General features: G+C 52.1%; 23 protein-coding genes. 14 read left to right on the forward strand and 9 right to left on the reverse strand.

What is annotated here, in order from left to right:
• Nucleotides 1–109 precede the first annotated feature (109 nt).
• The 10 genes from BLU57_RS01840 to metW all read left to right on the forward strand — a co-directional run bounded on the left by BLU57_RS01840 (nt 110) and on the right by metW (nt 12,478).
• On the forward strand, nt 110–514 hold the full coding sequence (locus BLU57_RS01840; RefSeq protein WP_090315441.1) for a PTS sugar transporter subunit IIA: 405 nt from the start codon (nt 110–112) through the stop codon (nt 512–514).
• Nucleotides 504–773 carry an HPr family phosphocarrier protein gene (locus BLU57_RS01845; protein WP_090315443.1) on the forward strand — a complete coding sequence of 90 codons (270 nt, stop codon included), beginning with the start codon at nt 504–506 and terminating at the stop codon, nt 771–773. The genes BLU57_RS01840 and BLU57_RS01845 overlap by 11 nt, the downstream gene beginning before the upstream one ends.
• Nucleotides 770–2,503 carry a phosphoenolpyruvate--protein phosphotransferase gene (gene ptsP, locus BLU57_RS01850; protein WP_090315445.1) on the forward strand — a complete coding sequence of 578 codons (1,734 nt, stop codon included), beginning with the start codon at nt 770–772 and terminating at the stop codon, nt 2,501–2,503. Before BLU57_RS01845 ends, ptsP begins: the two co-directional genes overlap by 4 nt.
• A 24-nt stretch (nt 2,504–2,527) precedes the next feature.
• Entirely contained in the window at nt 2,528–5,536 is a 3,009-nt protein-coding gene (locus BLU57_RS01855) for a type I restriction endonuclease subunit R (protein WP_256206085.1), read from the forward strand.
• Nucleotides 5,529–6,809 carry a restriction endonuclease subunit S gene (locus tag BLU57_RS01860; protein WP_090315450.1) on the forward strand — a complete coding sequence of 427 codons (1,281 nt, stop codon included), beginning with the start codon at nt 5,529–5,531 and terminating at the stop codon, nt 6,807–6,809. Before BLU57_RS01855 ends, BLU57_RS01860 begins: the two co-directional genes overlap by 8 nt.
• The gene (locus tag BLU57_RS01865; RefSeq protein WP_090315452.1) at nt 6,806–7,951 is read left to right on the forward strand and encodes an AAA family ATPase; all 1,146 of its coding nucleotides are present in this window, start codon (nt 6,806–6,808) and stop codon (nt 7,949–7,951) included. Before BLU57_RS01860 ends, BLU57_RS01865 begins: the two co-directional genes overlap by 4 nt.
• Nucleotides 7,948–8,958 carry a virulence RhuM family protein gene (locus tag BLU57_RS01870; protein WP_090315453.1) on the forward strand — a complete coding sequence of 337 codons (1,011 nt, stop codon included), beginning with the start codon at nt 7,948–7,950 and terminating at the stop codon, nt 8,956–8,958. The genes BLU57_RS01865 and BLU57_RS01870 overlap by 4 nt, the downstream gene beginning before the upstream one ends.
• Nucleotides 8,951–10,558: a type I restriction-modification system subunit M gene (locus BLU57_RS01875; RefSeq protein WP_090315454.1), complete on the forward strand. Its 1,608-nt coding sequence runs from the start codon at nt 8,951–8,953 to the stop codon at nt 10,556–10,558. The genes BLU57_RS01870 and BLU57_RS01875 overlap by 8 nt, the downstream gene beginning before the upstream one ends.
• 167 nt (nt 10,559–10,725) lie before the next feature.
• The gene (gene metX, locus BLU57_RS01880; protein ID WP_090315456.1) at nt 10,726–11,853 is read left to right on the forward strand and encodes a homoserine O-succinyltransferase MetX; all 1,128 of its coding nucleotides are present in this window, start codon (nt 10,726–10,728) and stop codon (nt 11,851–11,853) included.
• A gap of 7 nt (nt 11,854–11,860) precedes the next feature.
• Complete coding sequence (metW, locus tag BLU57_RS01885; RefSeq protein WP_090315458.1) at nt 11,861–12,478, forward strand: methionine biosynthesis protein MetW; 618 nt, start codon at nt 11,861–11,863, stop codon at nt 12,476–12,478.
• A gap of 37 nt (nt 12,479–12,515) precedes the next feature.
• Here metW and BLU57_RS01890 read toward each other — a convergent pair whose 3' ends face one another.
• On the reverse strand, nt 12,516–13,346 hold the full coding sequence (locus BLU57_RS01890; RefSeq protein WP_090315460.1) for a ferritin-like domain-containing protein: 831 nt from the start codon (nt 13,344–13,346) through the stop codon (nt 12,516–12,518).
• Between the two features lie 168 nt (nt 13,347–13,514).
• Here BLU57_RS01890 and BLU57_RS01895 point away from each other — a divergent pair, with 168 nt between their 5' ends.
• On the forward strand, nt 13,515–13,937 hold the full coding sequence (locus BLU57_RS01895) for an acyl-CoA thioesterase (protein WP_090315462.1): 423 nt from the start codon (nt 13,515–13,517) through the stop codon (nt 13,935–13,937).
• Nucleotides 13,938–14,023: 86 nt separating this feature from the next.
• Here BLU57_RS01895 and BLU57_RS01900 read toward each other — a convergent pair whose 3' ends face one another.
• On the reverse strand, nt 14,024–15,403 hold the full coding sequence (locus BLU57_RS01900; RefSeq protein ID WP_256206093.1) for a phospholipase D-like domain-containing protein: 1,380 nt from the start codon (nt 15,401–15,403) through the stop codon (nt 14,024–14,026).
• A gap of 102 nt (nt 15,404–15,505) precedes the next feature.
• Between BLU57_RS01900 and BLU57_RS16205 the strand changes: the two genes are divergently transcribed.
• Nucleotides 15,506–15,757, forward strand: coding sequence for a hypothetical protein (locus BLU57_RS16205; RefSeq protein WP_218131623.1), 252 nt, complete (start codon nt 15,506–15,508; stop codon nt 15,755–15,757).
• Between the two features lie 261 nt (nt 15,758–16,018).
• Nucleotides 16,019–16,939: a sulfotransferase domain-containing protein gene (locus BLU57_RS01905; protein ID WP_090315466.1), complete on the forward strand. Its 921-nt coding sequence runs from the start codon at nt 16,019–16,021 to the stop codon at nt 16,937–16,939.
• Nucleotides 16,940–17,065: 126 nt separating this feature from the next.
• Here the strand turns inward: BLU57_RS01905 and BLU57_RS01910 are convergent, their stop codons facing one another.
• From BLU57_RS01910 to BLU57_RS01940, 7 genes are read right to left on the reverse strand one after another with little or no spacing between them, the layout of a single operon-like run.
• Nucleotides 17,066–18,148 (reverse strand): SIR2 family protein, encoded by a 1,083-nt coding sequence (locus BLU57_RS01910; RefSeq protein WP_090315468.1) that lies wholly within the window; start codon nt 18,146–18,148, stop codon nt 17,066–17,068.
• A gap of 1 nt (nt 18,149) precedes the next feature.
• On the reverse strand, nt 18,150–18,836 hold the full coding sequence (pgl, locus tag BLU57_RS01915; RefSeq protein WP_090315472.1) for a 6-phosphogluconolactonase: 687 nt from the start codon (nt 18,834–18,836) through the stop codon (nt 18,150–18,152).
• A gap of 7 nt (nt 18,837–18,843) precedes the next feature.
• On the reverse strand, nt 18,844–19,485 hold the full coding sequence (locus BLU57_RS01920) for an HAD family hydrolase (protein WP_090315475.1): 642 nt from the start codon (nt 19,483–19,485) through the stop codon (nt 18,844–18,846).
• Between the two features lie 2 nt (nt 19,486–19,487).
• Nucleotides 19,488–20,417, reverse strand: coding sequence for an NAD-dependent epimerase/dehydratase family protein (locus tag BLU57_RS01925; protein ID WP_090315477.1), 930 nt, complete (start codon nt 20,415–20,417; stop codon nt 19,488–19,490).
• A gap of 4 nt (nt 20,418–20,421) precedes the next feature.
• Nucleotides 20,422–21,360, reverse strand: coding sequence for a phosphoglycerate dehydrogenase (locus BLU57_RS01930; protein WP_090315479.1), 939 nt, complete (start codon nt 21,358–21,360; stop codon nt 20,422–20,424).
• Nucleotides 21,357–22,127, reverse strand: coding sequence for an HpcH/HpaI aldolase family protein (locus BLU57_RS01935; RefSeq protein ID WP_090315480.1), 771 nt, complete (start codon nt 22,125–22,127; stop codon nt 21,357–21,359). Before BLU57_RS01935 ends, BLU57_RS01930 begins: the two co-directional genes overlap by 4 nt.
• A gap of 8 nt (nt 22,128–22,135) precedes the next feature.
• On the reverse strand, nt 22,136–22,885 hold the full coding sequence (locus tag BLU57_RS01940; protein WP_090315482.1) for a 3-deoxy-manno-octulosonate cytidylyltransferase: 750 nt from the start codon (nt 22,883–22,885) through the stop codon (nt 22,136–22,138).
• Between the two features lie 281 nt (nt 22,886–23,166).
• Here BLU57_RS01940 and BLU57_RS01945 point away from each other — a divergent pair, with 281 nt between their 5' ends.
• Nucleotides 23,167–24,432: a hypothetical protein gene (locus BLU57_RS01945; RefSeq protein ID WP_090315485.1), complete on the forward strand. Its 1,266-nt coding sequence runs from the start codon at nt 23,167–23,169 to the stop codon at nt 24,430–24,432.
• Nucleotides 24,433–24,475 lie beyond the last annotated feature (43 nt).

Below are 24,475 nucleotides of genomic sequence, written 5' to 3' on the forward strand. Positions count from 1 at the left end.
ATCAGCCGTAAATATTTTCATGATCATTCCGGTAACACGGCATATTAAGGCACTGTCAATGCTAAAATCCGGAATTAGCGCTTAACTGAATAACAATATAACAAACAGAATGATCGGGATTTTAGTTCTTACACATGAAGATTTAGGCGAACATTTGATTCGTTGCGCGAGCCACGTCGTCGGTATGAAACCGCCGCAACTGATGCATTTGGGCGTTTTCATTCAGGATGATCCAGATGCGGTGCTAATCCAGGCGCGTGAATTGATTCAGCAGCTGGACAGTGGCGATGGTGTTTTGATATTGAACGATATGTTTGGCGCGACGCCCTGCAATATTGCCAGCCGCCTGGTGCAACCCGGTAAAATCGCTTGTCTGTCCGGCGCCAACTTGCCGATGCTGGTGCGCGTGTTGACTTACCGGCATGAGCCGTTGCCGGCCGTGATCGAAAAAGGCCTGAGCGGCGGTCAACGCGGTGTGATACAAATTGATGCGGAACCTTGCCATGCAAACTAAAGAAGTCGAAATTATCAATAAACTCGGACTGCACGCGCGTGCCTCCGCCAAACTGACAAAACTAGCCAGTCAATTCAAGTGCGAAGTCTGGGCGACGCGCAATAACCGCCGCGTGAATGCGAAAAGCATCATGGGTGTGATGACGCTGGCGGCTAATAAAGGCTCGCGGATTCAGCTGGAAACCAACGGCGATGACGAGATAGATGCGATGGCGGCGTTGGTTGCGTTGGTTGAAGATTATTTTGGCGAGGGCGAATGAGCTTTATATTGCAGGGTTCGGGCGTATCGGAAGGCATTGCCATCGGGCACGCGCATTTGGCTGCTCCGGCTGCATTGGAGGTGATGCATTACCTGATTCCGAAACATCAGGTGGACAAGGAGATTGCCCGGCTGGATAGCGCTTTTGCGGTGGTGCGCAAGGAATTTGAGGCGCTGCAGAAAGCGGTTGCCGATGGGCATGCGCGTGCTGAGTTTAGTGCGTTTCTCGATCTGCATTTGATGATTCTGGACGATCCGACCTTGTCGGACGCCACCCGCAACATGATTACGCACACGCTGTGCAACGCGGAATGGGCACTGACGCAGCAGATGCAAGTGTTATTGGAGCAGTTCGAGGAAATCGAAGATGCCTATTTGCGCGAGCGCAAAGCCGATGTCGTACAAGTGGTCGAGCGTGTGCTCAAGGCGATGCTGGGGCATCCCGGTTATTTGCCGGTAGCGTCGCGCTTGACCGGCGACAGCATTCTGGTGGCGCATGATCTGAGTCCCGCCGATGTGATGCAGTACAAGCAGCACCAATTCACCGCTTTTCTGACCGATCTGGGCAGCCAGACATCGCATACTGCGATTGTGGCGCGCAGCCTCAATATTCCTTCGATCGTGGCATTGCATCATGCGCATCAGCTGATTCTGGAAAATGATTGCCTGATTGTCGACGGCACGAACGGCATCGTCATCGTCAACCCGGATAAATACGTGCTGGATGAATACCGCTTGCGGCAAAGCCAGCTCGAATTGGAGAGAAAAAAGCTGCAACGGATCAAGACGGTTGCGGCGATGACGCTGGATGGCACGTTGGTCGATTTGTACGCCAATATCGAACTGCCGGAAGATATTGCGCAGGTTAAAGACAGCGGTGCGACCGGCATCGGTTTGTTCCGCAGCGAATTTCTGTTTCTGAACCGCGATGATTTGCCCGGTGAGGATGAGCAATTTGAAGCGTACCGCACGGTTGCGGTCAAAATGCACAAACAGCCGGTGACCATCCGCACCTTTGATCTGGGCGCGGACAAAAATCTCAAAGGCAGTGAGCAAGTGGCGGCTAACCCGGCGCTAGGTTTGCGTGCGATCCGCCTGAGCCTGGCGGAGCCGAAGATGTTTCACACGCAGTTGCGCGCCATTCTGCGCGCTTCCAAGTACGGCGATGTGCGTATCCTGGTGCCGATGTTGTCCAATATCGCGGAAATTGATCAAACGCTGGCGCATATCGAGTATGCGAAACAGGCATTGCGCGATGACAAAATAGATTTCGACGAGCACATCAAAGTCGGCGGCATGATTGAGATTCCCGCAGCTGCGCTGAGCCTGGATATTTTTATGCGCAAACTGGACTTTCTGTCGATCGGTACCAACGATCTGATTCAATACACCCTGGCGGTCGACCGCATCGACGATACCGTGGCGCATCTGTACGATCCGTTCCATCCGGCGATTTTATGGCTGGTTTCGCATGTCATTCAAAGTGCCAATCGCGCCAAAGTGCCGGTATCGATTTGCGGTGAAATGGCGGGTGATAAGCAGTTCACAAGGTTGCTGCTGGGCTTGGGGTTGCAACAGTTTTCCATGTATCCGGCGCAATTGCTGACGGTGAAAAACCAGATCTTGAAGAGCAATTTGCCGGATATCATTCCGTTAGCGCAAAAAATCATCAAGGCCGATCAACCGGAAAAGATCGCCGCGTTGATGGCTAAATTGAATGATGGGGTTTAGTGTCGTGTGTGCAAGCAGACAGTTTTGCCACTCATTCCGATGACGACAGCAGAATCGCAAATTGAACAAAATTTGATCACCAAACTGGGCGAACTCAAATACATTCTCCGCCCAGACATCCGTGACAAAGCAACGCTTGAGCAAAATTTCCGTAAAAAATTCCAGCAGCTCAACAGAGTCAATCTCACCGATGCCGAATTCGCCCGACTGCGTGACGAGATCGTCACCGCCGATGTCTTTGCCGCTGCTCAGGCCCTGCGCGAGAAGGGCAAATTCACCCGCGAGGACGGCACTCCGCTGGAATACATGCTGGTCAATCTCCGCGACTGGTGCAAAAACGAGTTCGAAGTCATTAATCAACTCCGCATTAACACTGACAACAGTTTTCAACGCTACGACGTTATTCTTCTGATCAACGGCCTGCCGCTGGTGCAGATCGAGCTGAAAGCGCTGCAAGTCAGTCCGCGCCGCGCCATGGAGCAGATCGTCGATTACAAGAACGATCCGGGCAACGGCTACACCAATTCGTTGCTCTGCTTCATGCAGTTGTTCGTCGTCAGCAACGAAAGCGATACCCGCTACTTTGCCAACAACCGTAACCAGCATTTCAGCTTCAACGCCGACGAGCGCTTCCTGCCCATCTACCAGCTTGCTGATGAAGCCAACAACAAAATCGCCCATTTGCACGATTTTGCCGACGCCTTCCTCGAGAAGTGCGCCTTGGGGCAGTTGATCAGCCGTTACATGGTGTTGGTGCAAAGCGAACAGAAAATCCTTGTCATGCGCCCCTACCAAATTTACGCGGTCAAAGCGATTGTGGATTGTATCCACCAGAATCGCGGCAACGGCTATATTTGGCACACCACCGGCAGCGGCAAGACGCTTACCTCGTTCAAGGCCTCCACCCTGCTGAAAGACAACCCTGATATCGAGAAATGCCTGTTCGTGGTGGACCGCAAAGATCTCGACCGTCAGACCCGCGAAGAATTCAACAAATTCCAGGAAGGCTGCGTCGAGCACAATACCAACACCGAAACCCTGGTGCGCCGCATGTTGTCGGAGGACTATGCTGACAAGGTCATCGTCACCACTATCCAGAAGCTTGGGCTGGCGCTGGACGAGAACAGCAAACGTAACAAGGCGAAGCAAAAAGAGGGCAAACAGACTTACAAGGAACGCCTCGAACCGCTGCGTGACAAGCGCGTGGTGTTCATCTTCGACGAATGTCACCGCTCCCAGTTCGGCGAGAACCATAAGACCATCAAGGAATTTTTCCCCAGGGCGCAACTGTTTGGTTTTACCGGTACGCCGATCTTCGACGAAAATGCCACCTATCAGCAGATCGACGGCAATGTCGGCTCATACAAAACCACCAAGGACATCTTTGAAAAAGAGCTGCACGCCTACACCATCACCCACGCCATTGACGACAAGAATGTACTGAGCTTTCACATCGACTATTTCGGCAAGGAGAGTGATAAGAAGCCGAAGAAGGGGCAGACCTACCCGCCGGAAGCTGTTATCAACGCCATACTGGAAAAGCACGACAGTGCCACCGGTCATCGCCGCTTCAATGCCATCTTGGCCACGGCCTCCATCAACAACGCCATTGACTATTACGGGCTGTTCAAATTCATGCGGGCGCAAAAACAGGCCGAAGACGAAACCTTCGAGCCGCTGAATATCGCTTGCGTGTTCTCGCCCCCGGCGGAAGGCGACAAGGATGTGCAGCAGCTACAGGAAGACCTGGCGCAGGAAAAGGCCGATAACCAGCAAGAGCCAGAGAAAAAGAAGGCTGCGCTCAAGACCATCATTGCCGACTACAACCAGCAATATGGCACCAACCACGATATCTACAACTTCGACCTCTACTATCAGGACGTGCAGCAGCGCATCAAGGATCAGAAGTACAGCAACGCCGACTATCCGCGCAAAAACAAGATCGACATCGTGATCGTGGTGGACATGCTGCTTACCGGCTTTGATTCCAAGTATCTCAACACCCTGTATGTCGATAAAAACCTCAAGCACCACGGCCTGATTCAGGCGCTTTCGCGCACCAACCGCGTGCTCAACGACACCAAGCCCTGGGGCAACATCCTCGACTTCCGCTATCAGGAAGACGAAGTGGACGCCGCCATCAAGCTGTTTTCCGGCGCGGCCATCGACCGGGCACGGGAAATCTGGCTGGTCGATCCCGCCCCCAAGGTGGTGGAAAAATACCAGGAAGCCGTGGGCGAACTGGAGAAATTCATGGCCGCCAAAGGGCTGGCCTGCGAGCCCTCGCAAGTGGTCAACCTCAAGGGCGACACCGCCAAGGCCGAGTTCATCAACCGCTTCAAGGAAGTGCAAAAGCTCAAAACCCAACTGGAGCAATACACCGATCTCGACGAGCAGAGCAAACAGACCATCGAGCAGAAGCTGCCCATCGATGCCCTGCGCGGCTTCAAGGCCATGTATCTCGATACCGCGCAAGAACTCAAGCACAAGCAAGGCAAAGGCGATGAAACCGCTCCCGAGGTGGAACAACTGGAATTCGATCTGGTGCTGTTCGCCTCCAGCCTCATCGACTATGACTACATCATGGCGCTGATCGCAAAATCCACTCAGAAGGGCGGCAAACAGAAGATGACCCGCGCCCAGCTCATCGAGCTGATCAGTGCCAACGCCAACTTGATGGAAGAACGCGAAGACATCATCGCCTATATCAACAGTCTGAAAACCGGCGAAGTGTTGAATGAAAAAGAAATCCGCGAGGGCTATCAAGCATTCAAGACGCAGAAGGCCGCCGCCGGACTGGCTCGCATTGCCGAGAAACACGGCCTGCAAACTGCCGCGCTGCAAGCTTTTGTCGATGCCGTCATGGATCGCATGATATTCGACGGCGAGCAGCTCACCGACCTGCTTAGCTCGCTTGGGCTGGGCTGGAAGCAGCGACGCACCGCCGAGTTGGCGCTGATGGAAGAGTTGGCGCCCTACCTGAACAAACTCGCGGGCGGGCGCGAGATTTCGGGATTGAGTGCGTATGAGTAAGCAAGAGAATAAAGCCTTGGTGCCAGAGCGTCGCTTTTCTGAGTTTCGGGATGCGGGGGGGTGGGTATACAAGCCTTTTGAAGAAATTTTTAAAAGACTTACGACCAAAAATTCAGAAGACAATCAAAATGCTTTAACTATCTCAGCACAATTGGGATTGGTAAGTCAGTTAGATTATTTCAATAAGAAAGTGGCGGCGAAGGACTTGTCAGCTTATTACCTGCTTCATAAAGGTGATTTCGCATACAACAAGAGCTACTCCCAAGGTTATCCAATGGGAACTATCAAGCGACTAAAGCAGTATGACAAAGGTGTTGTTTCAACTCTCTACATGTGTTTTAGAACCAAGAAAGAATTTAACGAGTCTTTCTTCGAGCATTATTTTGAAACTGGGCTGCTAAATCCTGAAATAGGAAAAATCGCGCAAGAGGGTGGCAGAGCCCATGGACTCCTAAATGTCAGTGTTACAGAGTTCTTCAAAGACGTAAATCTTCTGGTTCCTGAAACAGAAGAACAGCAAAAAATCGCCGATTGCCTTACATCCGTCGACGAGCTGATCACCGCCCAATCCCAAAAACTCGCCGCCCTCAAGACCCATAAAAAAGGCTTGATGCAGCAACTCTTCCCCGCCGAAGGTGAAACCGTGCCTAAGCTGCGCTTTCCTGAGTTTTGGGATAAGGGGGAGTGGGCTGTTAAGAAACTTGAAGAGTTAGCAAGGAGAGGGTCTGGGCACACACCAAATAAACAAGTATCCAGCTATTACAACGGTGGAATCAAATGGGTATCACTGGCTGATTCAAATAAGCTTGATGTCGGGTATATTTACAACACTAAGATTGAGATTTCGAAAGAAGGAATCGAAAATTCCTCCGCAGTACTTCATCCCGCTGGTACGGTGATTCTTAGCCGTGATGCTGGTGTAGGAAAGAGCGCTGTCCTACATTCCGAGATGGCCATTAGCCAGCATTTTATAGCTTGGGATTGTAATGATTCCGAGCTATCGAATTGGTTTTTATATTACAAATTACAGATTCTAAAGCCTACTTTTGAAAGAATTGCAGTTGGGAGTACGATTAAAACTATAGGGCTTCCCTATTTTAAGGAAATGCATATATCCATTCCTTCCCTTAGTGAACAACAAAAAATCGCCTCCTGTCTCGCCTCCCTTGATGAGCTTATCGCCACCCAAACCCAAAAACTCGACGCCCTCAAGGCTCACAAAAAAGGGCTGATGCAACAGCTCTTCCCAGCTATAAATGAAGTGAATTCATGAGCAACGGACTCGCCAACTTCGCCGGTCTTAACGAGGTCGCAACGCACTTGCGCGATGTGCTAGTAAGCGGCTTACCACAGAGAAATAAGCCGAACAGGCTGATTCATTACGTCCTGCTCTTCGCCCACAACGGCACGGGCAAGACCCGCCTGTCGATGGCATTCAAAGACCTGGGAAAGAACGATGAGGTGCGGGACACGCTTTACTTCAACGCCTTCACCGAAGACCTGTTCAATTGGGATAATGATCTGGAAAACGATGCGCGTCGCGTGTTGTGCTTGAATCGTGACTCGCGTTTCTTCGGTGGCTTGCAAGAATTGGAGATGGAAAATCGTATCGGACCGTTGCTGGCGCGCTATGCGGACTTTAACTTTTTCATCGATTACGCCGAATGGGAAATCACCTTCTTCCGCGACCGGGATGAAAACGGCGATCCCTTGCCGATTAAGGTATCGCGAGGTGAAGAGAATATCTTTGTCTGGTGTTTCTTTCTCGCGGTGGCCCAACTGGCGATAGACGGGCAAGAGACCTATGCGTGGGTCAAATACATTTATGTCGATGACCCCATTTCTTCGCTGGACGACAATAATGTCATTGCCGTGGCGGCCCATCTGGCGCATCTGCTGAAAGACTCCAACGGAAAAATAAAGGCTGTCATTTCATCCCACCACGCACTTTTTTTCAATGTGGTGTGGAATGCGCTGAATGATAGAAAAGGAAATCCGCTTCAGCCCTTTTTCCTCAATAGCGACAAAGGTGCTGGCAGCTATACGCTGCGCTATACCGGCGATACACCTTTTTTCCATCATGTCGCTTTGCTCAAGCAACTCCACGAAGCGGTAGAAGCCGACCGGCTCTATACCTATCACTTCAATATCCTGCGCAGCATTCTGGAAAAGACGGCCACTTTTCATGGTTATCCCAACTTTTCCGCTTGCATCAAGCAAGACAAGGACGACGAGGACGGCATACTGCATGCGCGTTTGATCAATGTGCTAAGCCACGGCAACTATTCGCTGTTTGAGCCCCGCGAGATGCTGGAAGAGAATAAGGAGTATTTCAAGAAGATATTGAACGATTTTATGGCGAACTATCGTTTCAACCCCGAGCTGTTCCCGGACATAGAGGGGGGCGGCGCATGACGCAGCTTATCCTTTACACCGGCGAAGACGGCCAGGCTCAAGTGCAACTGCGGGCCGACTTGGGTACGGTTTGGCTGACTCAATTGGAAATGGCGGAGCTTTTTCATACTACAAAGCAGAATATTGCCAAGCACCTGAAGGCTATTTTTGTCGAGAAAGAATTGAGCGAGGAATCAGTTGTCAACCATTGGTTGACAACTGCCGCCGATGGTAAGAACTACCGGGTAGCGCACTACAACTTGGATGCCATCCTGGCCGTAGGCTACCGCGTGCGCTCACCGCGCGGGGTGCAGTTCCGCCGCTGGGCCAGCACGGTGCTGGCGGAATATCTGCACAAGGGATTCGTCATGGACGATGAGCGGCTGAAGAACCCCGATGGCCGCCCGGATTATTTCGACGAGATGCTGGCGCGCATCCGCGATATTCGCGCTTCAGAAAAGCGCTTCTATCAAAAAGTGCGCGAGTTGTTCACGTTGGCGTCCGATTACGATAAGACCGATCAGGCCACTCAGCAGTTTTTTGCCACGGTGCAAAACCTGCTGCTGTATGCGGTGACGCAAAAAACCGCTGCCGAGATCATCCTGGCTCGCGCCAATCCGGCCGATGCGCATTTCGGTTTGCTGACCTGGAAAGGCGGGCGGGTGCGTAAGCAGGACATTCTGATCGCCAAGAATTACCTGACCGAAGACGAAATCGACACGCTGAACCGGTTGGTAGTGATCTTTCTGGAAACCGCCGAACTGCGCGCCAAGCGGCAAACCATCACCAGCATGGCCTTCTGGCGCGAGAATATCGGGCAGATCATCACCGCCAACGGTTTTCCCTTGCTGGCGGGCGCGGGCTCAGTCAGTCATGCCCGCATGGAGCAACAGATCTCCCCGTTGTTTCTGGATTACGACCAGCGTCGCAAAGCCGAGGAGGCACGGACGGCGGATGAGCAGGATGATGCCGAGTTGAAGGCGCTGGAAGATAAAATCAAGCACCGCAAGGATTACCCTCATGACTAAAGAAGAGCTAAACCAACTCGGCAAAACCCTCTGGGGCATCGCCAACCAGTTGCGCGGCGCGATGAATGCCGATGATTTTCGCGACTATATGCTGTCCTTCCTATTCTTACGCTATCTCTCGGATAACTACGAAGCGGCGGCGAAGAAGGAGCTGGGCCGGGATTATCCGCAGTTGGCTGACGATGACCGGCGCGCGCCCTTGTCTGTCTGGTATGAGCAGAACGCCGATGATGTGACCGATTTCGAGAAGCAGATGCGCCTTAAGGTGCATTATGTGATCGAGCCGCAGCACCTGTGGAGCAGCGTGGCCGAGATGGCGCGTACGCACCACGGCGATTTGCTGGATACTTTGTGGAAGGGTTTCAAATACATTGAGGAGAAATCATTCGAGAGCACCTTTCAAGGACTGTTCTCGGAAATCAATCTGCACTCCGAGAAGCTGGGCAAGAAACCGGCGGATCGTAATGCCAAGCTTTGCATCATCATTCAGAGGATAGCCGAGGGCATCGCCCAGTTCAGTACCGACATCGATATTCTGGGCGATGCCTATGAATACCTGATCGGCGAGTTCGCCGCGGGTTCCGGTAAAAAGGCGGGGGAGTTTTATACTCCGCAACAGATTTCCACCATTCTTTCCAGAATTGTTACGCTGGACAGCCAGGAACCGGCCACTGGACCCAAACCGAAGCTGAGCAAGGTGCTGGACTTCGCCTGCGGTTCAGGCTCGTTGCTGCTGAATGTGCGCAAGCAGCTCGGTCCGCACGGTATCGGCAAAATCTATGGGCAGGAAAAGAACATTACCACCTATAACTTGGCACGCATGAATATGCTGCTGCATGGGGTGAAGGATACGGAGTTCGAGATACATCACGGCGATTCGCTGCTCAATGACTGGGATATCCTCAACGAGATGAATCCGGCCAAAAAGCTGCAATTCGACGCCGTGGTGGCTAACCCACCGTTCAGCTATCGCTGGGAATCCACCGAGGCATTGGAAGAGGATTTTCGTTTCAAGAACTACGGCCTTGCGCCAAAATCCGCTGCCGACTTTGCCTTCCTGCTGCATGGCTTCCACTTTCTGAGTGACAGCGGTGTGATGGCGATCATCCTGCCCCACGGCGTGCTGTTCCGTGGCGGCGCGGAAGAACGCATCCGCACCAAGTTGCTAAAAGACGGCCATATCGACACCGTGATCGGTTTGCCTGCCAATCTGTTTTTTTCCACCGGCATCCCGGTCTGCATCTTAGTTCTAAAACGTTGCAAAAAACCGGATGACGTGTTGTTCATCAACGCCAGCGAATACTTCGAAAAAAGCAAACGGCAAAACCGCCTGCTGCCGGAGCACATCGACAAGATTGTCGCCACCTATCAGTTCCGCAAAGAAGAAGCGCATTATTCGCGACGGGTCGATATGGAAGAGATCGCCGCAAATGACTATAACCTGAATATCTCGCGCTATATCAGCACGGCAAAACCGGAGGATGCAATCGACTTGGCGGCTGTTCATGCGCAATTGACGGCGCTGGAAAAGCAAATCAAGGACGCGACGGAAAAACACAACGAATTTCTTAAGCAATTGGAGCTGCCGCCATTGCTCTAGGGAGGCTGTTGGGCTGAATGATAAATGAGCATCATGAATCTATTTTTAACATTGAAGAGGCAACACAGATAGTTTTTCAATAGCCTGCTGGTGTATGCGGTTTTTTTGACGATATAATGCGCCAGATATATTGCGTTATTTCATCCGGACTCTTCTAATTTCTATACATGCAAGAATCAAAATCAGTCGGTGTGGTAACACCGCAGTACGTGCAAATCGACAAGCCATTGCAGTTGAAAAGCGGATTGTCGCTGGAGAGCTATCACCTGGTTTATGAGACCTACGGGCAGTTGAATGCCGCGCATTCCAATGCGATCTTGATTTGCCATGCGCTTTCCGGTAATCATCATGTCGCCGGTGTGTATGCCGGAAATGAAAAGAGCGTCGGCTGGTGGGACAATATGGTGGGTCCCGGCAAGCCGATCGATACCGATCGTTTTTTTGTCATCGGTGTGAATAATTTGGGTGGCTGTCATGGCTCTACCGGCCCGGCCAGTATCGATCCACGTACCGGTAAGCAATATGGCGCGAGTTTTCCGGTGGTGACGGTGGAAGACTGGGTCGAAGCGCAGGCGCAATTGGCCGAGCATTTAGGTATTGAGCAATTTTCCGCCATCGTCGGCGGCAGCCTGGGCGGCATGCAGGCGATGCAGTGGACGCTCGATTATCCGGAGAAAGTGCGCCATGCGTTGGTGATCGCAGCTGCGCCAAAGTTGACTGCGCAAAACATCGCGTTTAATGATGTGGCTCGCCAGGCGATCATGACTGACCAAGAATTTTACGGCGGTAATTTTTATGCCTACGACACCTTGCCGCGCCGCGGTTTACGGCTGGCGCGCATGCTGGGGCATATCACGTACCTGTCCGACGATTCGATGGCGGCGAAATTTGGCCGCAGTTTGCGTAAGGGTGAGCTTTCTTTCGGTTTCGACGTGGAGTTTGAAATCGAATCGTATTTGCGCTATCAAGGCGACAAATTCGCCGATTTATTCGATGCCAACAGCTATCTGCTGATGACCAAGGCGCTGGATTACTTCGATCCCGCCGCAGCGTACGGAGGTGATTTGAGTGCGGCATTCCGCGCCGCCAAGGCGAATTTTCTGGTGGTTTCGTTTACCTCGGATTGGCGTTTTTCCCCGCAGCGTTCCCAGGAAATCGTCAAGGCGTTATTGGATAACGAACTGAGCGTCAGTTATGCGGAAATCAGTTCCAGTCATGGCCACGACTCGTTCTTGATGGAACCGTCCTGTTATCACCAGCTGGTACGGGCGTATATGGACAATATTACGATCTGAGTAAATCATGACTAATACCCCAGCACCTTCCCCCCTTGTATTACGTCCGGATTTTGCCGCTATTGCCGAATGGATCAAACCCGGTGCGAAAATACTCGATTTGGGTTGCGGCGACGGTTCGTTGCTGCGTTATTTGCGTGATACGCGCGATGTGTTCGGTTATGGCGTGGAAATCGACGAAACCAATTTGCTGAAATGTTTTCGCAACGGCATTAACGTGATCCAGAATGATCTGGAAGCGGGATTATCGAGCTTTGCCTCGGATTCGTTCGATTATGTGATTTTGTCGCAAACCTTGCAGGCGATGCGGCATACCGAGGGTATCATCCAGGAAATGTTGCGTGTCGGTAATGAAGGCATCGTCTCATTTCCCAATTTTGGTAACTGGAAAAACCGTATGCAGGTGATTTCCGGCCATATGCCGGTGTCGGAAACACTGCCGTACCGCTGGTACAACACACCCAATATCCATCTCTGCACACTGGACGATTTTGAAGAACTGTGTCAGCAATGCGACGCACGCATTCTGGAACGCAAAGTGATGAGCAATCATTACCGTCCAGTTAATTTTCTGCCGAATCTGCGCGGCATGCTGGCGTTTTACCGCTTTGAGCGGCGGACCTGATTTCCAGACAGCGGAGTAACTCTACAACGGTTGTCATTCACTGTGCCGTATTTTCGCCACGTTTTTTGGCGATTCCCATTTGTTCCAGCGCTTTGAGTTCTGCTAAGGAAAAGCCCGCTTGCTGTCTTGCTTCGTAGTGGAACGGACCGAACATCTGCCCGGAAAAATACCGGTTGATCAATTCGTGAAATGTTTGCTCCGGATCGAGTCCGCGTTGTCGGCATAGATACTGAAACCAATGCGATCCGATGGCGACATGGCCGATTTCATCACGCAGGATAATCTCCAGCACGGCTGCCGTTTTCTCATCACCCGCTTGACGCATTCGTTTGATCAAACCGGGCGTTACGTCCAATCCCCTGGCTTCCAATACGTGCGGCACCAGCGCCATGCGCACCAGCGGATCGAAAGCCGTGCGCTTGGCCATGTTCCACAAGCCGTTATGCGCCGGGAAATCGCCGTAATCGCTGCCGAATTCGTTCAGGCGTTCGCGCAGCAATTGGAAGTGATATGCTTCTTCAGCCGCTACGGTTATCCAGCCGCTGTAAAACGCTTGTGGTAGATCGCGGAAACGATACACCGCATCCCACGCCAGATTGATGGCGTTGAACTCGATGTGCGTTATCGCATGAATCAACGCTGCCAGTCCTTCGTTTGTGTTCAAACGGCGTTTCGGCACATCAACCGGTGCGACCAGGACAGGCTTGGCCGGGCGGCCGGGTTCTTCAACCGGTTCAGGCTTGCCTGGGGATTGCAGCACTAGCTGGCCATCACGCCATGCCTGCGCGGTTTGCCGGGTCAAATGCAGTTTTGCTTCGATTTCATCGGCTGCAAGGCAACGGGCTGCGGCATCAAACAAGGATTCCATAACTCAGACAGACAAAATAATTCAATCGCGGTATTTTCCTGTGTTTTAAGCGGAATGGCCAATCCGGAATCGGTGTAAAAAAGAAATTCTGGTTCAAACGGAAAGATCATTGTATTCTTGGATAACAGGAATTCTTTTGATCACTATCCGTTGAGCGACCTCTCTGCTATGGCTGATATACCGGACGATTCATCACTTCAAGTTCACCTGCCGGAAGGGCAGCCGGTATTGCGCATGGTGCCGATGCCAGCGAATACCAATTATGCCGGGGATATTTTCGGCGGCTGGATCATGTCGCAAGTCGATATGGCGGGCAGCATTCCGGCGATCCGCCGCGCGCACGGACGGGTTGCGACTGTTGCGGTCAATTCCTTTGTATTCAAACATCCAGTGTTTGTCGGCGATCTGGTCAGTTTTTATGCCGATATCGTCAAAATAGGGCGCACCTCGATTACCGTCGACGTAGCCGTTTATGCGCAACGCGGCGTGCGCGAAGGCGGCGAGGAAATCTGCATCAAAGTGACCGAAGCGGTGCTGACGTACGTTGCGATCGACAACAACCGCAAGCCAAGGGCGGTGCCGAAGGATTAACGTTGTTGCGTTGAAACCCGGCGGTACCGAACTGCTTTAAAGTGCCCGCTCTAATCGATAAAAAGTATTCTTTCCCATCTGCATGCCTACGCGAACAATTCGCGATCGCGAATCTTCCGGACATCGGTGTAATCCTCGTCCCACCAGGGTTTCTCGCTGGGATTCCGTGGCGGTTTGGCGAGCACAAATTGTTTCCTGGCTTTCTTGGCTTCCTGTTGCGCCACGCGGAAATGGTGGTGGTCGAAAATGCGCAGCGCTTCAATCATGTAGGAGACGGCAATACGGCGGTCGCGAATCAACATGAGGTTTTCCCCGTTCTTGAGGTCCGCCGGTGAGGAAAAATTATAAGAGCCGAGATAAACCCGGGCGCTGGGTTTATCGAAATCAATGACAACGAACTTGTGGTGCATGCGGATACCGCTACCGCCAACCGGTTCGGCGGAGAATGGCTCAAGGACGTTTTTCGTCAGCGCGGAAGGAAAAACGGGAGCGATATTGCCGTTCGGTTTTTGCAGATCGAGACCGCCGACTTTGCGGTCGGAAATGCCATACACAAAGATATCAGCGTTACTGGTCACATTGGTGATCGCATCGAGAATCGGCCCAGGTGTCTGATACAGGAACGCCAGCGAATAGAACAGGGACGATGTTGTCTTGCCGCCGATGTCGTTAGCCACTGTTTTCAATAGCGCATTCGACTTGTTGTGGGGTGAAAACGCCACGCGCGCATCAATCTTCGTCAAACCCAGATCGTTCCACTGCGCGGATGCCGTGCCAGTGAAATCTTTTGGTTTCTGCGACCAATAGCTTTCAAACGCCGCCAGGAATGGTTTGATCGCGCTAGCTCCTAGCAGAATCATGGCGTTATTCGATTGTACGAAAAAACCACGCCAGCTGAAATTGGTCGAGCCGCATACAACCTTCTGAGTGTTGGGGCCATCGGCCACGATGACCTTATTGTGCTGGAGCGACAGCATGTGCTGCCGTTGCACATTTTCTGCACCCGCAGAGACCGCGAGCCGCTGCGCCGCCAGATTTTCACTGGCGTCCTCTTCGCCGTGGTCCTGGCTGTTATCGATGATGATTTTCAAGCGCTTGCCGAGTTTCTCCAAGCGCGTCAGAACGCCGGGTTCGTTGAGATCGTAGGCGATCACGCGAACCTGAGCCTTCGGGTCGGCGATGGCCTGGTCGAGCACTTCGAGAATGGCACTGCGCGCCTCGAATCCCATCCATGCGAGCGCTTCTTTGGTTTTGGGGTGGGTCGGGGTGAAAGTCAATCCATCGGTTGCCTTGGCCGGTAACAATGTCGAGACATCGCCCGCCGATGCGTACCGGTCGACAAACGCCTGCGAGGATACGAAGCCGCGCGTGAACGTGACGTTGAGCAATCCCGGATAAGTTTCGCGCCTTAGCTCGATCGCCACTTCCTGAGCATCGCCGTAGCTCAGTTCATCGGCGGTATTCATAAACACCGGCGTGACTCTGTAGATGAATTCGCCCTCGAGTTCGGCGTTACGCGGGAAATGCACCCAGCGGAATTTTTGGATCGGCGAGAGCCGCGTCGATAATTGGGTGGTGTTGAGCTTGCCATCGGCGCCGCGAAAACCGAGGCGGTTTTTCAACGCGAAAAATCGATCGCCGCGGGGTTCCTTGTATTCGATGGAGAAACCAACGAAATCCTGTGGCGGCCGGCCGTTCTTCCAATTCATGGCAATGAGCGCCATGCCATCGCCGCGATGAAGTTTGAGTGTGAAGAGTGCCGCTGCGCTTTGACCACTGATCTGAAATTCATCTGTCATAGTAATCCCCTTAAGCAATGAATAAGCTGTTCGGTACGCGCGTTCACGAAAGTTCGCCGGATGCCGGATGGAACGCAGGGTTGTTCGTGGAGCTATTCCGTAAAAACGATTGACGAGATCAGTGTACCTTGATGTGCGCCGGGTGTCATTTGCCTGTGCGGGAAAGCGTTGAGAGACAGTGTGTCAAAGTGACCGGACGTGATTTCACAATCGTAATCGCTTGCCAAACCGGAGGTGTCCTTGTAAGTTAGCCATCCGTCATTCCATAACAAGGCTGAAAAGATGCCGAATCATCTCCAACGCACCTATATCTACCAAAATCATCATTTCGACAGTACGCGCTGGGATTATTTTGAATCGCGTGCTGACGATATCGTCATCGCAACGTCCTACAAAGCGGGTACCACGTGGACGCAAGCGATTGTTGCGCATTTGCTCTTTCCCGACGGGAATTTCCCGGCGCCGCCAGCGCACATGTCGCCGTGGCTGGATATGCGGATCATTCCACTCGAAGTGGTTCTGAATAACTTAAAGGCGCAGCAGCACCGCCGCTTTATCAAGACGCACCTGCCGCTCGACGGCATGCCATATTGCGAAAAGACCAAATACCTGTATATCACCCGCGATCCACGCGATGTTTTTATGTCGTTGTGGAATCACTATACCGGCCTGAAAGAAGAGGTGTTTATGCTGATGAACGGGTTGCCTGGGCGCGTGGGTGATGAACTTCCGCCACCACCGGATGATATCCATGTTTTTTGGCGGAACTGGATAACGCGTGGCTGGTTTGAATGGGAAACCGACGGCTGGCCGTACTGGTCGCACCTCTCCAATGTGCAATCGTGGTGGAATTTTCGTCACCTGCCCAATATCCGATTGTTCCACTACAACGACATGCTCGCGGATACCGGACGAGAAGTTCGTCGCATCGCCGAATTTCTGGAGATCGATGTACCCGAGCACGCATGGTCCGGCATCATCAAGGCTGTGTCATTTACCGAAATGAAACGCCAAGGTGAATTGTATGCACCGGGAGGAGGGCAATTCTTCAAGGGCGGCGCGCAGACTTTCCTGCACAAAGGTACCAATGGCCGCTGGCGCGACGTGCTTTCCGATGAAGAACTGGCGCTTTATGATGCGGCTTGCAGGCGTGCGTTGACTGCTGATTGCCGGGAGTGGCTTGAAAATGGAGGAACGATTTGATACTGAAACTTGAACAAGCTTCGGTCTGAAGCGTTTATGTTATCCGAAATGGAGCGTGCCGAGTTAGCGTATGTTTTGGTTAAAAGCTTGGATACACCCATTGATGCGCCTGTACTCAGTTTTAGTTTATCGAATTTTTAAGCTGCGACCATATTCGCGCAATAAACCAGCACAGGTAAGATCATTACGAATATGAATATTTGGTGGTTGATGCCCTGAGATATCGTGCAAATCTTTTTTGATAACCTGAGTATCGCTGTCAGATAGACCGTGTGCAGTTGCATAAACGGGTGAACTGAGTGCAGTTGCCGGCTTGTTGCTGCCATAAAGAAGCTCAAGATTTTGTTCCGCGAATGCAAATCCTAGAAAAACGACACGCTTTGCAGAGCGGATCGTAGATCTAATTTCGATGATGTCGCTATGTTCTTCATTTGTTCCTTCTGTGAATGTTTTTAATCCTTGTGCAATGGAAATCAGTTGATGATTAGTTGCTGATCCTCCAAAAGTTGCTGATCCTCCAAAATTGATAGCGCTCGAGATTTCCAAAGGCAGCGGACCAAGATATCCGTATGGATGATAAATCTTTAGATCTGCTAATAATTCTGTGGCATGGGCGGGTTGTATGTGGTAATAGTTTTGAAAAGAATGATGGAGATAATGCTCAATGCAGCGATCATAATTGAACGTAATGATCGCAATTTTGGATAATCTTTCAGGAATGTCTTTTAATTGACATCCTTCCACGATCAAACGGAAAAATGAGCTGTACCAAGTCTTATCGAGACCCTGGAAGTTAATCGTATTGTTGGCGTTTTGATTATTTACCCTCATTTTGCTTTTTGATTCAGCATGTAGGATGCAGTGTGCAATCGCGAGCTTGCCACAAGTAGTTATCTCTGTATCTTCCCGATGTGCATCAATGAAATTGTCAATCGATGCGGCTAGAGGCATGGCGTCAGAAATCTTCTGACAGGCACTATGGTAAGAATTTATGTTTCTTTGTTGGTGATCAGCTTGTTTTCGGAATATTTGCCTGAGAGCTTCTTCGATTAATTGGTTTTTACAAATATACTGTTGATGAATACCCTCAGGCTGAGTTTTTAGAGTCTCGGCTATTTGTTTCTTTAGCTCATAACCAGTTGGGAGATCGACCTCCTGACTCGCACCAGCGCCTACAACCATGACTAATGAATAATTTGAGTCAGTCATTCTATTTTTCGTTAGTCTCAAAAACGATAATTTCTGAGTTGGTAAGTTGTGATAGCCAAATGAAAGGTATTTTTGTATCTGGATTCGTTGTTAACCGATCCAACAACCGCCGCTTCCCTTCGCCTGTCACCACCAGCACAATCTGTTCACTGTTTGCTAGCATTTCCAGCGAAAGACTGACGCGCAGCGATGGCGCGATCGGCGGTGCAACCGCGACGCAGTGATGCGCCGATAGCGAATCCGGGTTCATGCCGGGGAACAGCGAGGCGATGTGGCCGTCTTCTCCCAATCCTAGCACTGTCAGACTGACCGGTAGCGGTAGAGAATCCAGGCGTTGATGAAGGGCTTCGATGGCATCGAATGGGTTGTCGTGCGAGGTTTTTAGGCCAACGAACGGGGTATTGGCCGGGAGGTGTGACAGCAAATGCTGTTTGATCAGTTTTTCGTTCGATTGATCGTCGTTGACATTAACCCAGCGCTCATCGGACAACGTGACAGTAATCCGATCCCAAGGCAACTTACATTTTGCCAGCGCAGGCAGGTAATGGCGCGGGGTGCTGCCGCCGGGGACGACGAGGGTGGCTTGCGGTTTGCGGTTCAGGGTATTTTGCAGCGCGGTTGCGGCAAAATCGGCGAAGCCTTGGCTTAATGACTCGATATCAGGAAAAACCTTGCGTTGCAGCGGCATTTTAAGATTATTGCACCAGGCCACGCAGATCTGGCACGGTTTCGATGTGCGCCGGGAACGGATTCGGGTCGCCGGGAAAGACGCGGCCGAGGAAAGCGGTGTTGTTGGCTTGCGCGCCTTCCAGATCGGCCATCGCGTCACCGATCATCAATACCGATTCAGGCTTCAGTCCATGTGCTGCCAGAATTTCTGCGATAATGGTTTTTTTCAGCGCCGGGGCGCCGCGTACGGCAGTAAAGTAGGGTGCGAGGCCGCGCCGTTCGACGATGACTTTAAGCTCGACTTCCGGCGTACCGGAGGCGACGAATAGTGGGATTTTGCCGGATTGCTGGCGGATCAGCTCGATTGCGCCAGGTACCGGTTCGGCAGCGATGACCGCTTCAACGACCAGTTCGGAAAAGCGGATGTCCAGTTGCTGTTCTTCCGCTTCCGTTAATGGCGATTTGTTGAGGAAATGCTCCTGGAAATGGCGGAATTTGCGGTAGCGCGACATGCCGCCGTTTTGTGTGTGGAATTGCACCACTTGTGCGACGATGTCGTCGCCGTACGCGCGGTACAGTTCAGCGAACGCTTGTGTTTTGATTTTGCCAGATTCGACCACGACACCGTCGAAGTCGAAAATGATCGCTTGCCAGTTGAAATTATTCATGGTTAGGCGCGATTATCCGACGTGGACGGCGTGGCGTCGTCGTTTTCATCGCTATGATGCAAATCCTGGTGAATTTCCCGCAGGCAATCGAGGATGCCTTGCCCCAGATCGACATGTTCATTCAGTACCAGCTTGCGGCCGACGCGTGGTTGAAACGCGTACGGGGTAATCTCATAGTGGTGCACCGCATTGGCTTCGTCAAAATGCAATTCCACCGGCCACGGCAGGATTTCCGAGATCATGGTCATGACATCCTTGATGCGTAGCCTTTCCTGGCCGGTCAGAATCATGTGCCGGTTGGCGAATTCGGGTGCCAATATTTGCACGCTCATGCGCGCCGCATCTTCCACGTGGATATATTCGCGCATGGCATCGCCGCTACCTTTGTAGGTAATGGAATGATGCGCGACGGCTTCGTGCAGCATGCGGTAGATGCCGTTGCGTTTATCAGAGCGTCGGCCATACAGCGAGCCATAGCGCAAAATGCTGTAATCCAGGCCGTAGCGCTCGTGGTAGGTTTCCGTGAAACGTTCTGCGGCCTGTTTGCTGGCGCGGTAAAAAGAACCGGATTCGGAATACACATAAATGCTGCTGGCGAAGACAAAACGGCGCGCACCGGCGATGCGCGCGGCTTCCAATGCGTGCATATTGCCCAGCACATTGATGGTGGCGGTCGGGATCGGTTTGTCGTTGGCTTCGTCGATGTCGGCGATCGCGGCGAAGTTGTATATGATCGAAGCGCCTTTGGCAGCCTCGATCACTTGATCAAGGTTCATGATGTCGCCGATGATCATTTCCTGGTTGCTTTTCAGATACGGCGATGGGCTGCGGTCAAACAGCCGCACCCGGTAGCCCGCAGCCGATAATGCATCGGCGACATGGCTGCCTAAAAAACCGCTGGCGCCAAATACCACAACCGTTTCATTCACCATAGTGTTATCCGTTTTTGATGAGACCTGCTTTGATTAAACCTTGCACTAGATTTTCCGCCGCTTCGATTTCCATGCGCTGGCGAGACTCCCGGGCCAGCGATCCGACATGCGATGTCAGGGTGATGTTGCTGAATTCAAGCAGCGCGCCTTGATAGGGCTCCTGCTCGAATACATCGAGCGCCGCAGCGCTCACCTTGCCGGATTTCAGCGCATCGGCGAGCGCGCTTTCATCCACTAATCCGCCCCGCGCGGCGTTGATGACGATGGCTTCGGGTTTCATTGCCGCGAATGCCTTGGCATTCAGCAAATGATGCGTATCCGCACTGTATGGCGTGTGCAATGTGATGATGTCGGCGGTTGCCAGCAATTGTTCCAACGGTACTAATGTCGCGCCGCCGGGTACTTGAGTAGCGAACGGATCGTGCGCGATCACTGTGGCTTCAAACGCCTGGCATAAGCGCGCAACGCGGCGGCCGATGTGCCCCAGGCCGATGACGCCGACGGTTTGCGCCGCGAGCAGACGGCCTTGCGTGCGCGGCCATTCACCGTTGCGCACTGCGCGATCGATCGTGCCGATTTGCCGCAATAAGCTCAGGATATAACCGAGCGTCAGCTCGGCTACGGCTTGCGCGGGGGCTTCCGGTGTGTTCAGCACTTGAATGCCGTGATTTTTCGCCGCTGCCAAATCGACGCTGTCCATTCCGGCGCCGCAGCGCGAGATGACTTTCAGATTCGGCGCGGATTGAAGCACGCGTCCGGTCAATGGCTCGATCCCGGCGATCAAGCCGGTCGCGCCGCCGCTCAGCAATTCGATGATTTCATCTTCGGTGAGCTTGCGCTTGTGCGGATTGGTGATGACCTGAAAACCTTGTTGTAACAAGCGCTGAATGGCCGGATTGTTGCCGGTATCGAACGACGAAGTGGAAATGACAAATGAGTTCATGATGTTTTCAATGTTGCGCGAATGCTTTGTAAATGCGTGCGGCAGATGGAATCGAGAATGCGGATATCCAGCGCGTAGCCGAGGAAGTTGAAACCGGCTGCGATGCGTTGCTGTAACGCCTGCGGATCGGGTTCGATGACATGAATGCCGCCGGGTTTCTGCGCACGGCGGCCGGCTTCCAGCACTTGCGCGATCGCCGCTTGCACGTCTGGGTGATTCAAATCGCCGGGACGGCCCATCGAACCGGATAAATCGTACGGGCCGATGATGTACGCATCGATACCGGGGACAGCCAGAATCTCGTCGATGGCTTTGACCGCGTCGACATGTTCGATCATCACGACGATCACGGCGTTTTCTTCCAGCCACTGGCGGTAAGCCTGGAAACTTGCACCGTAGCCTTGTGCGCGCGCTAGACCGACGCCGCGCTGTCCGCGTGGCGGATAATACACGCCATCCACGGCTGCTTTAGCGTCAGCGGCGGATTTGATCATCGGCACCATGATGCCGGTTGCGCCGGCGTCCATGACGCGCTTGATCTGATCGGGATGATTCGATGTCAGACGCACGATGGCCGGGCATTGCTTGGCGTCCAGCACTTGGATAATCGCTTGAACTTCGCCGAGTTCTAGCACGCTGTGCTCCATATCCAGCACCAGCCAGTCGAATCCGGCGGATGCCATGATTTCGGCAATCGATGGATGCCCCAGCGTGACCCACGAACCGATGGTCAATTCGGACCGGTTCAATCTTGATTTTAGTGACATGATCGTTCCTAGTATTGGGACAGCAACGGATCCGCTGCCATCAGTTTCTCGACGCGCGCCAGATCCTCCGGGGTATCCACCGCCTGGGTATTGTATTCGGTAGGCACCATCTTGACTTGCATGCCGTGCTCGAGCAGACGCAGCATGTCGATGGATTCGAGCTGCTCCAGCGGTGTCGGTGTCAAATGTGTGTATTGATACAAGGTGCTGCGGCGGAAAGGAATGATGCAGACTTGCTTGTAAGCGGCTGTATTGGCGAAACCGGTTTTTGCGATTGTCGGAATCGGGCGGCGCGACATATACAGCGCATCATTTTGCTGATTCATCACGACCTTGATGGTATTGGCGTCAAGGTAATCGGCTTCATGGTCAATTTTACGCACCAGGTTGACGCAGCCCAGTTTCGGATCATCTTTAAAAGGCGCTACGGCGGTATCGATCATATCGGGATGTGTCATCGGTTCATCGCCTTGCACCATGACGATCAGATCGGCATCCAGGTAGACAACCGCTTCCGCGACGCGATCGCTGGCGCGTTCGTGCGTATCGGATGTCATGATCACTTTGGCGCCGAAACCTTCCGCGATTTGCCGGATTTCCTCGTCGCAGGTGGCGATATAAGTGGCGTCGAGCGATTTGCTCATCGCCACGCGTTTGTAAATATGTTCAATCATCGGGCGCCCCAAGATTTTTGCGATGGGTTTGCCCGGGAAGCGCGATGAGCCCATGCGGGCCGGTATTACAGCGATTGTTTTCATGAAAATGTTTTGTGTGTTTTGTAAATGGTTGAGTACGAAAAGTTACCGTCTGAAGCGATGTGCTGATTATCCGGTTTTTCCTCTTTTCTGGGCAATATTTATTGTTAAATTTTATCGATGTGTTGCTTGTTGCAATAATTTTAAGAATGCGCAAGATTCGTTGCTGGTAATTGCAAGGTCGCCAGAGTAAAATGGCGCGCACTTACAGAATCTACTGTTTAAACTGGGAAAATACTTGAAATGCTGCGAATTCTGAATATTTTTGCCGTCGTATCACAGTCATGAAAGCCCTCTTTTTTCTTCGCCACTATAACGATATCGATCATGTCACGCCGGTCATCTACAAATGGATTGGATCGGGCCATCAATGCGATGTGGTGCTGATCGGTTCCACTCAATTCCGCCGCGATTTCCGCGTTAAATACTTAAGCCAACTGCAAGGTGTGCGCGTTGCGCATATGAAAGAGCTGTTTCCGCTGACCGTGTATATTAAATGGCGCTTGCAAATGTTGATGCTGACGCGCAATGTGCGGCGCATCAAGGTGATAGGCAAGCTGGCGGAAAAACTGGCCGAGCGCTGTGACGAAAAGCAACGTGCGCCGTTGTGGCGGCATACCGCTGAATTTCTGTTGAACAGGTGTTTTGGCGATGCGGGTAAAGGTGTTGTCGCTTTTGATTGGATTGAACGCAATTCGGTGATTTGTGTGGAATGGGTTGAAACCGTGATTGCCATGGCAAAAGAAAGGGGATTGGGCACGATCTCCTTGCCGCATGGCGATAGTCCGCACGCCAGCCAGTTGATCCGCCGCGGTGAAAGACGTGTGGAGCCGGATATTACATTTTCGGCGGCTACCATATTTGATAAGGTGGTGGTGCCTAATGAGTTATGTTCCGTGCGTTTCCGCCCGTTTATGACAGACAACCAGCTCGCCGTATTGGGCTCGCCGCGTTATTGTGAAGAATGGCTGAAGATACTGGCTGGATTGATGCCGCCTTCGCCGCTGATTCGTTCAGACAGCCGCCTTAAGATTGTCATGTTCCTGAGAAAAGCCAACTTTACGACATTCTGGGAAGAAGTCGGTGAAGTGGTTCATATGATCGCCGAGTTTCCCGGTGTGGAGCTGGTCATCAAACCGCATACCCGCAGCGGCTGGAAGCAGTCGCTGACCACGGATAGCTCGATCAAAAAATTACCCAATGTCCGCGTTGCCAGCGACGATGCCCATTCGGTGCACTTGATGAATTGGGCCGATGTCATCATCGATCTGGCGACTTCTGTGGTATTTGAAGCCGTGCGGGCGAAAAAGCCGGTTCTGGCGGCTGATTATTTAATCGCGGCGCGTTCGGCAGTGGCGTATTACATGCCGGAGACCGAGCTGAAATGCCGCGATGAAGTGTATGAGAAAATAGATTATTTTCTTAACAATGGCTGCGATTCTTTTTATATCGAAGAACACCGGCAGCGTTTTTTAAGAGAAATGCTGGATTATCCGGATGCTAATGTGCTACCCCGTTATGTGGCGCTTCTTGAGCAGCTCGCTGGTTAAGTTGCTTCAGATCTTGTCTTGTTAATAATAATCAAGGCTTATA

The sequence above is a fragment of the Nitrosomonas oligotropha genome (assembly GCF_900106555.1).
GTDB lineage: Bacteria > Pseudomonadota > Gammaproteobacteria > Burkholderiales > Nitrosomonadaceae > Nitrosomonas > Nitrosomonas oligotropha_A.

Coding starts and splice junctions, on each gene's coding strand:
- BLU57_RS01910 (WP_090315468.1), bottom strand. CDS start 18,148: ATGACTGACTCAAATTATTCATTAGTCATGGTTGTAGGCGCTGGTGCG.
- BLU57_RS01920 (WP_090315475.1), bottom strand. CDS start 19,485: ATGAATAATTTCAACTGGCAAGCGATCATTTTCGACTTCGACGGTGTC.
- BLU57_RS01945 (WP_090315485.1), top strand. CDS start 23,167: ATGAAAGCCCTCTTTTTTCTTCGCCACTATAACGATATCGATCATGTC.
- BLU57_RS01940 (WP_090315482.1), bottom strand. CDS start 22,885: ATGAAAACAATCGCTGTAATACCGGCCCGCATGGGCTCATCGCGCTTC.
- BLU57_RS01905 (WP_090315466.1), top strand. CDS start 16,019: ATGCCGAATCATCTCCAACGCACCTATATCTACCAAAATCATCATTTC.
- BLU57_RS01875 (WP_090315454.1), top strand. CDS start 8,951: ATGACTAAAGAAGAGCTAAACCAACTCGGCAAAACCCTCTGGGGCATC.
- BLU57_RS01890 (WP_090315460.1), bottom strand. CDS start 13,346: ATGGAATCCTTGTTTGATGCCGCAGCCCGTTGCCTTGCAGCCGATGAA.
- BLU57_RS01935 (WP_090315480.1), bottom strand. CDS start 22,127: ATGTCACTAAAATCAAGATTGAACCGGTCCGAATTGACCATCGGTTCG.
- BLU57_RS01845 (WP_090315443.1), top strand. CDS start 504: ATGCAAACTAAAGAAGTCGAAATTATCAATAAACTCGGACTGCACGCG.
- BLU57_RS01865 (WP_090315452.1), top strand. CDS start 6,806: ATGAGCAACGGACTCGCCAACTTCGCCGGTCTTAACGAGGTCGCAACG.
- metX (WP_090315456.1), top strand. CDS start 10,726: ATGCAAGAATCAAAATCAGTCGGTGTGGTAACACCGCAGTACGTGCAA.
- BLU57_RS01860 (WP_090315450.1), top strand. CDS start 5,529: ATGAGTAAGCAAGAGAATAAAGCCTTGGTGCCAGAGCGTCGCTTTTCT.
- BLU57_RS01930 (WP_090315479.1), bottom strand. CDS start 21,360: ATGAACTCATTTGTCATTTCCACTTCGTCGTTCGATACCGGCAACAAT.
- pgl (WP_090315472.1), bottom strand. CDS start 18,836: ATGCCGCTGCAACGCAAGGTTTTTCCTGATATCGAGTCATTAAGCCAA.
- BLU57_RS01925 (WP_090315477.1), bottom strand. CDS start 20,417: ATGGTGAATGAAACGGTTGTGGTATTTGGCGCCAGCGGTTTTTTAGGC.
- BLU57_RS01870 (WP_090315453.1), top strand. CDS start 7,948: ATGACGCAGCTTATCCTTTACACCGGCGAAGACGGCCAGGCTCAAGTG.
- metW (WP_090315458.1), top strand. CDS start 11,861: ATGACTAATACCCCAGCACCTTCCCCCCTTGTATTACGTCCGGATTTT.
- BLU57_RS01900 (WP_256206093.1), bottom strand. CDS start 15,403: ATGAATACCGCCGATGAACTGAGCTACGGCGATGCTCAGGAAGTGGCG.
- ptsP (WP_090315445.1), top strand. CDS start 770: ATGAGCTTTATATTGCAGGGTTCGGGCGTATCGGAAGGCATTGCCATC.
- BLU57_RS01840 (WP_090315441.1), top strand. CDS start 110: ATGATCGGGATTTTAGTTCTTACACATGAAGATTTAGGCGAACATTTG.
- BLU57_RS01895 (WP_090315462.1), top strand. CDS start 13,515: ATGGCTGATATACCGGACGATTCATCACTTCAAGTTCACCTGCCGGAA.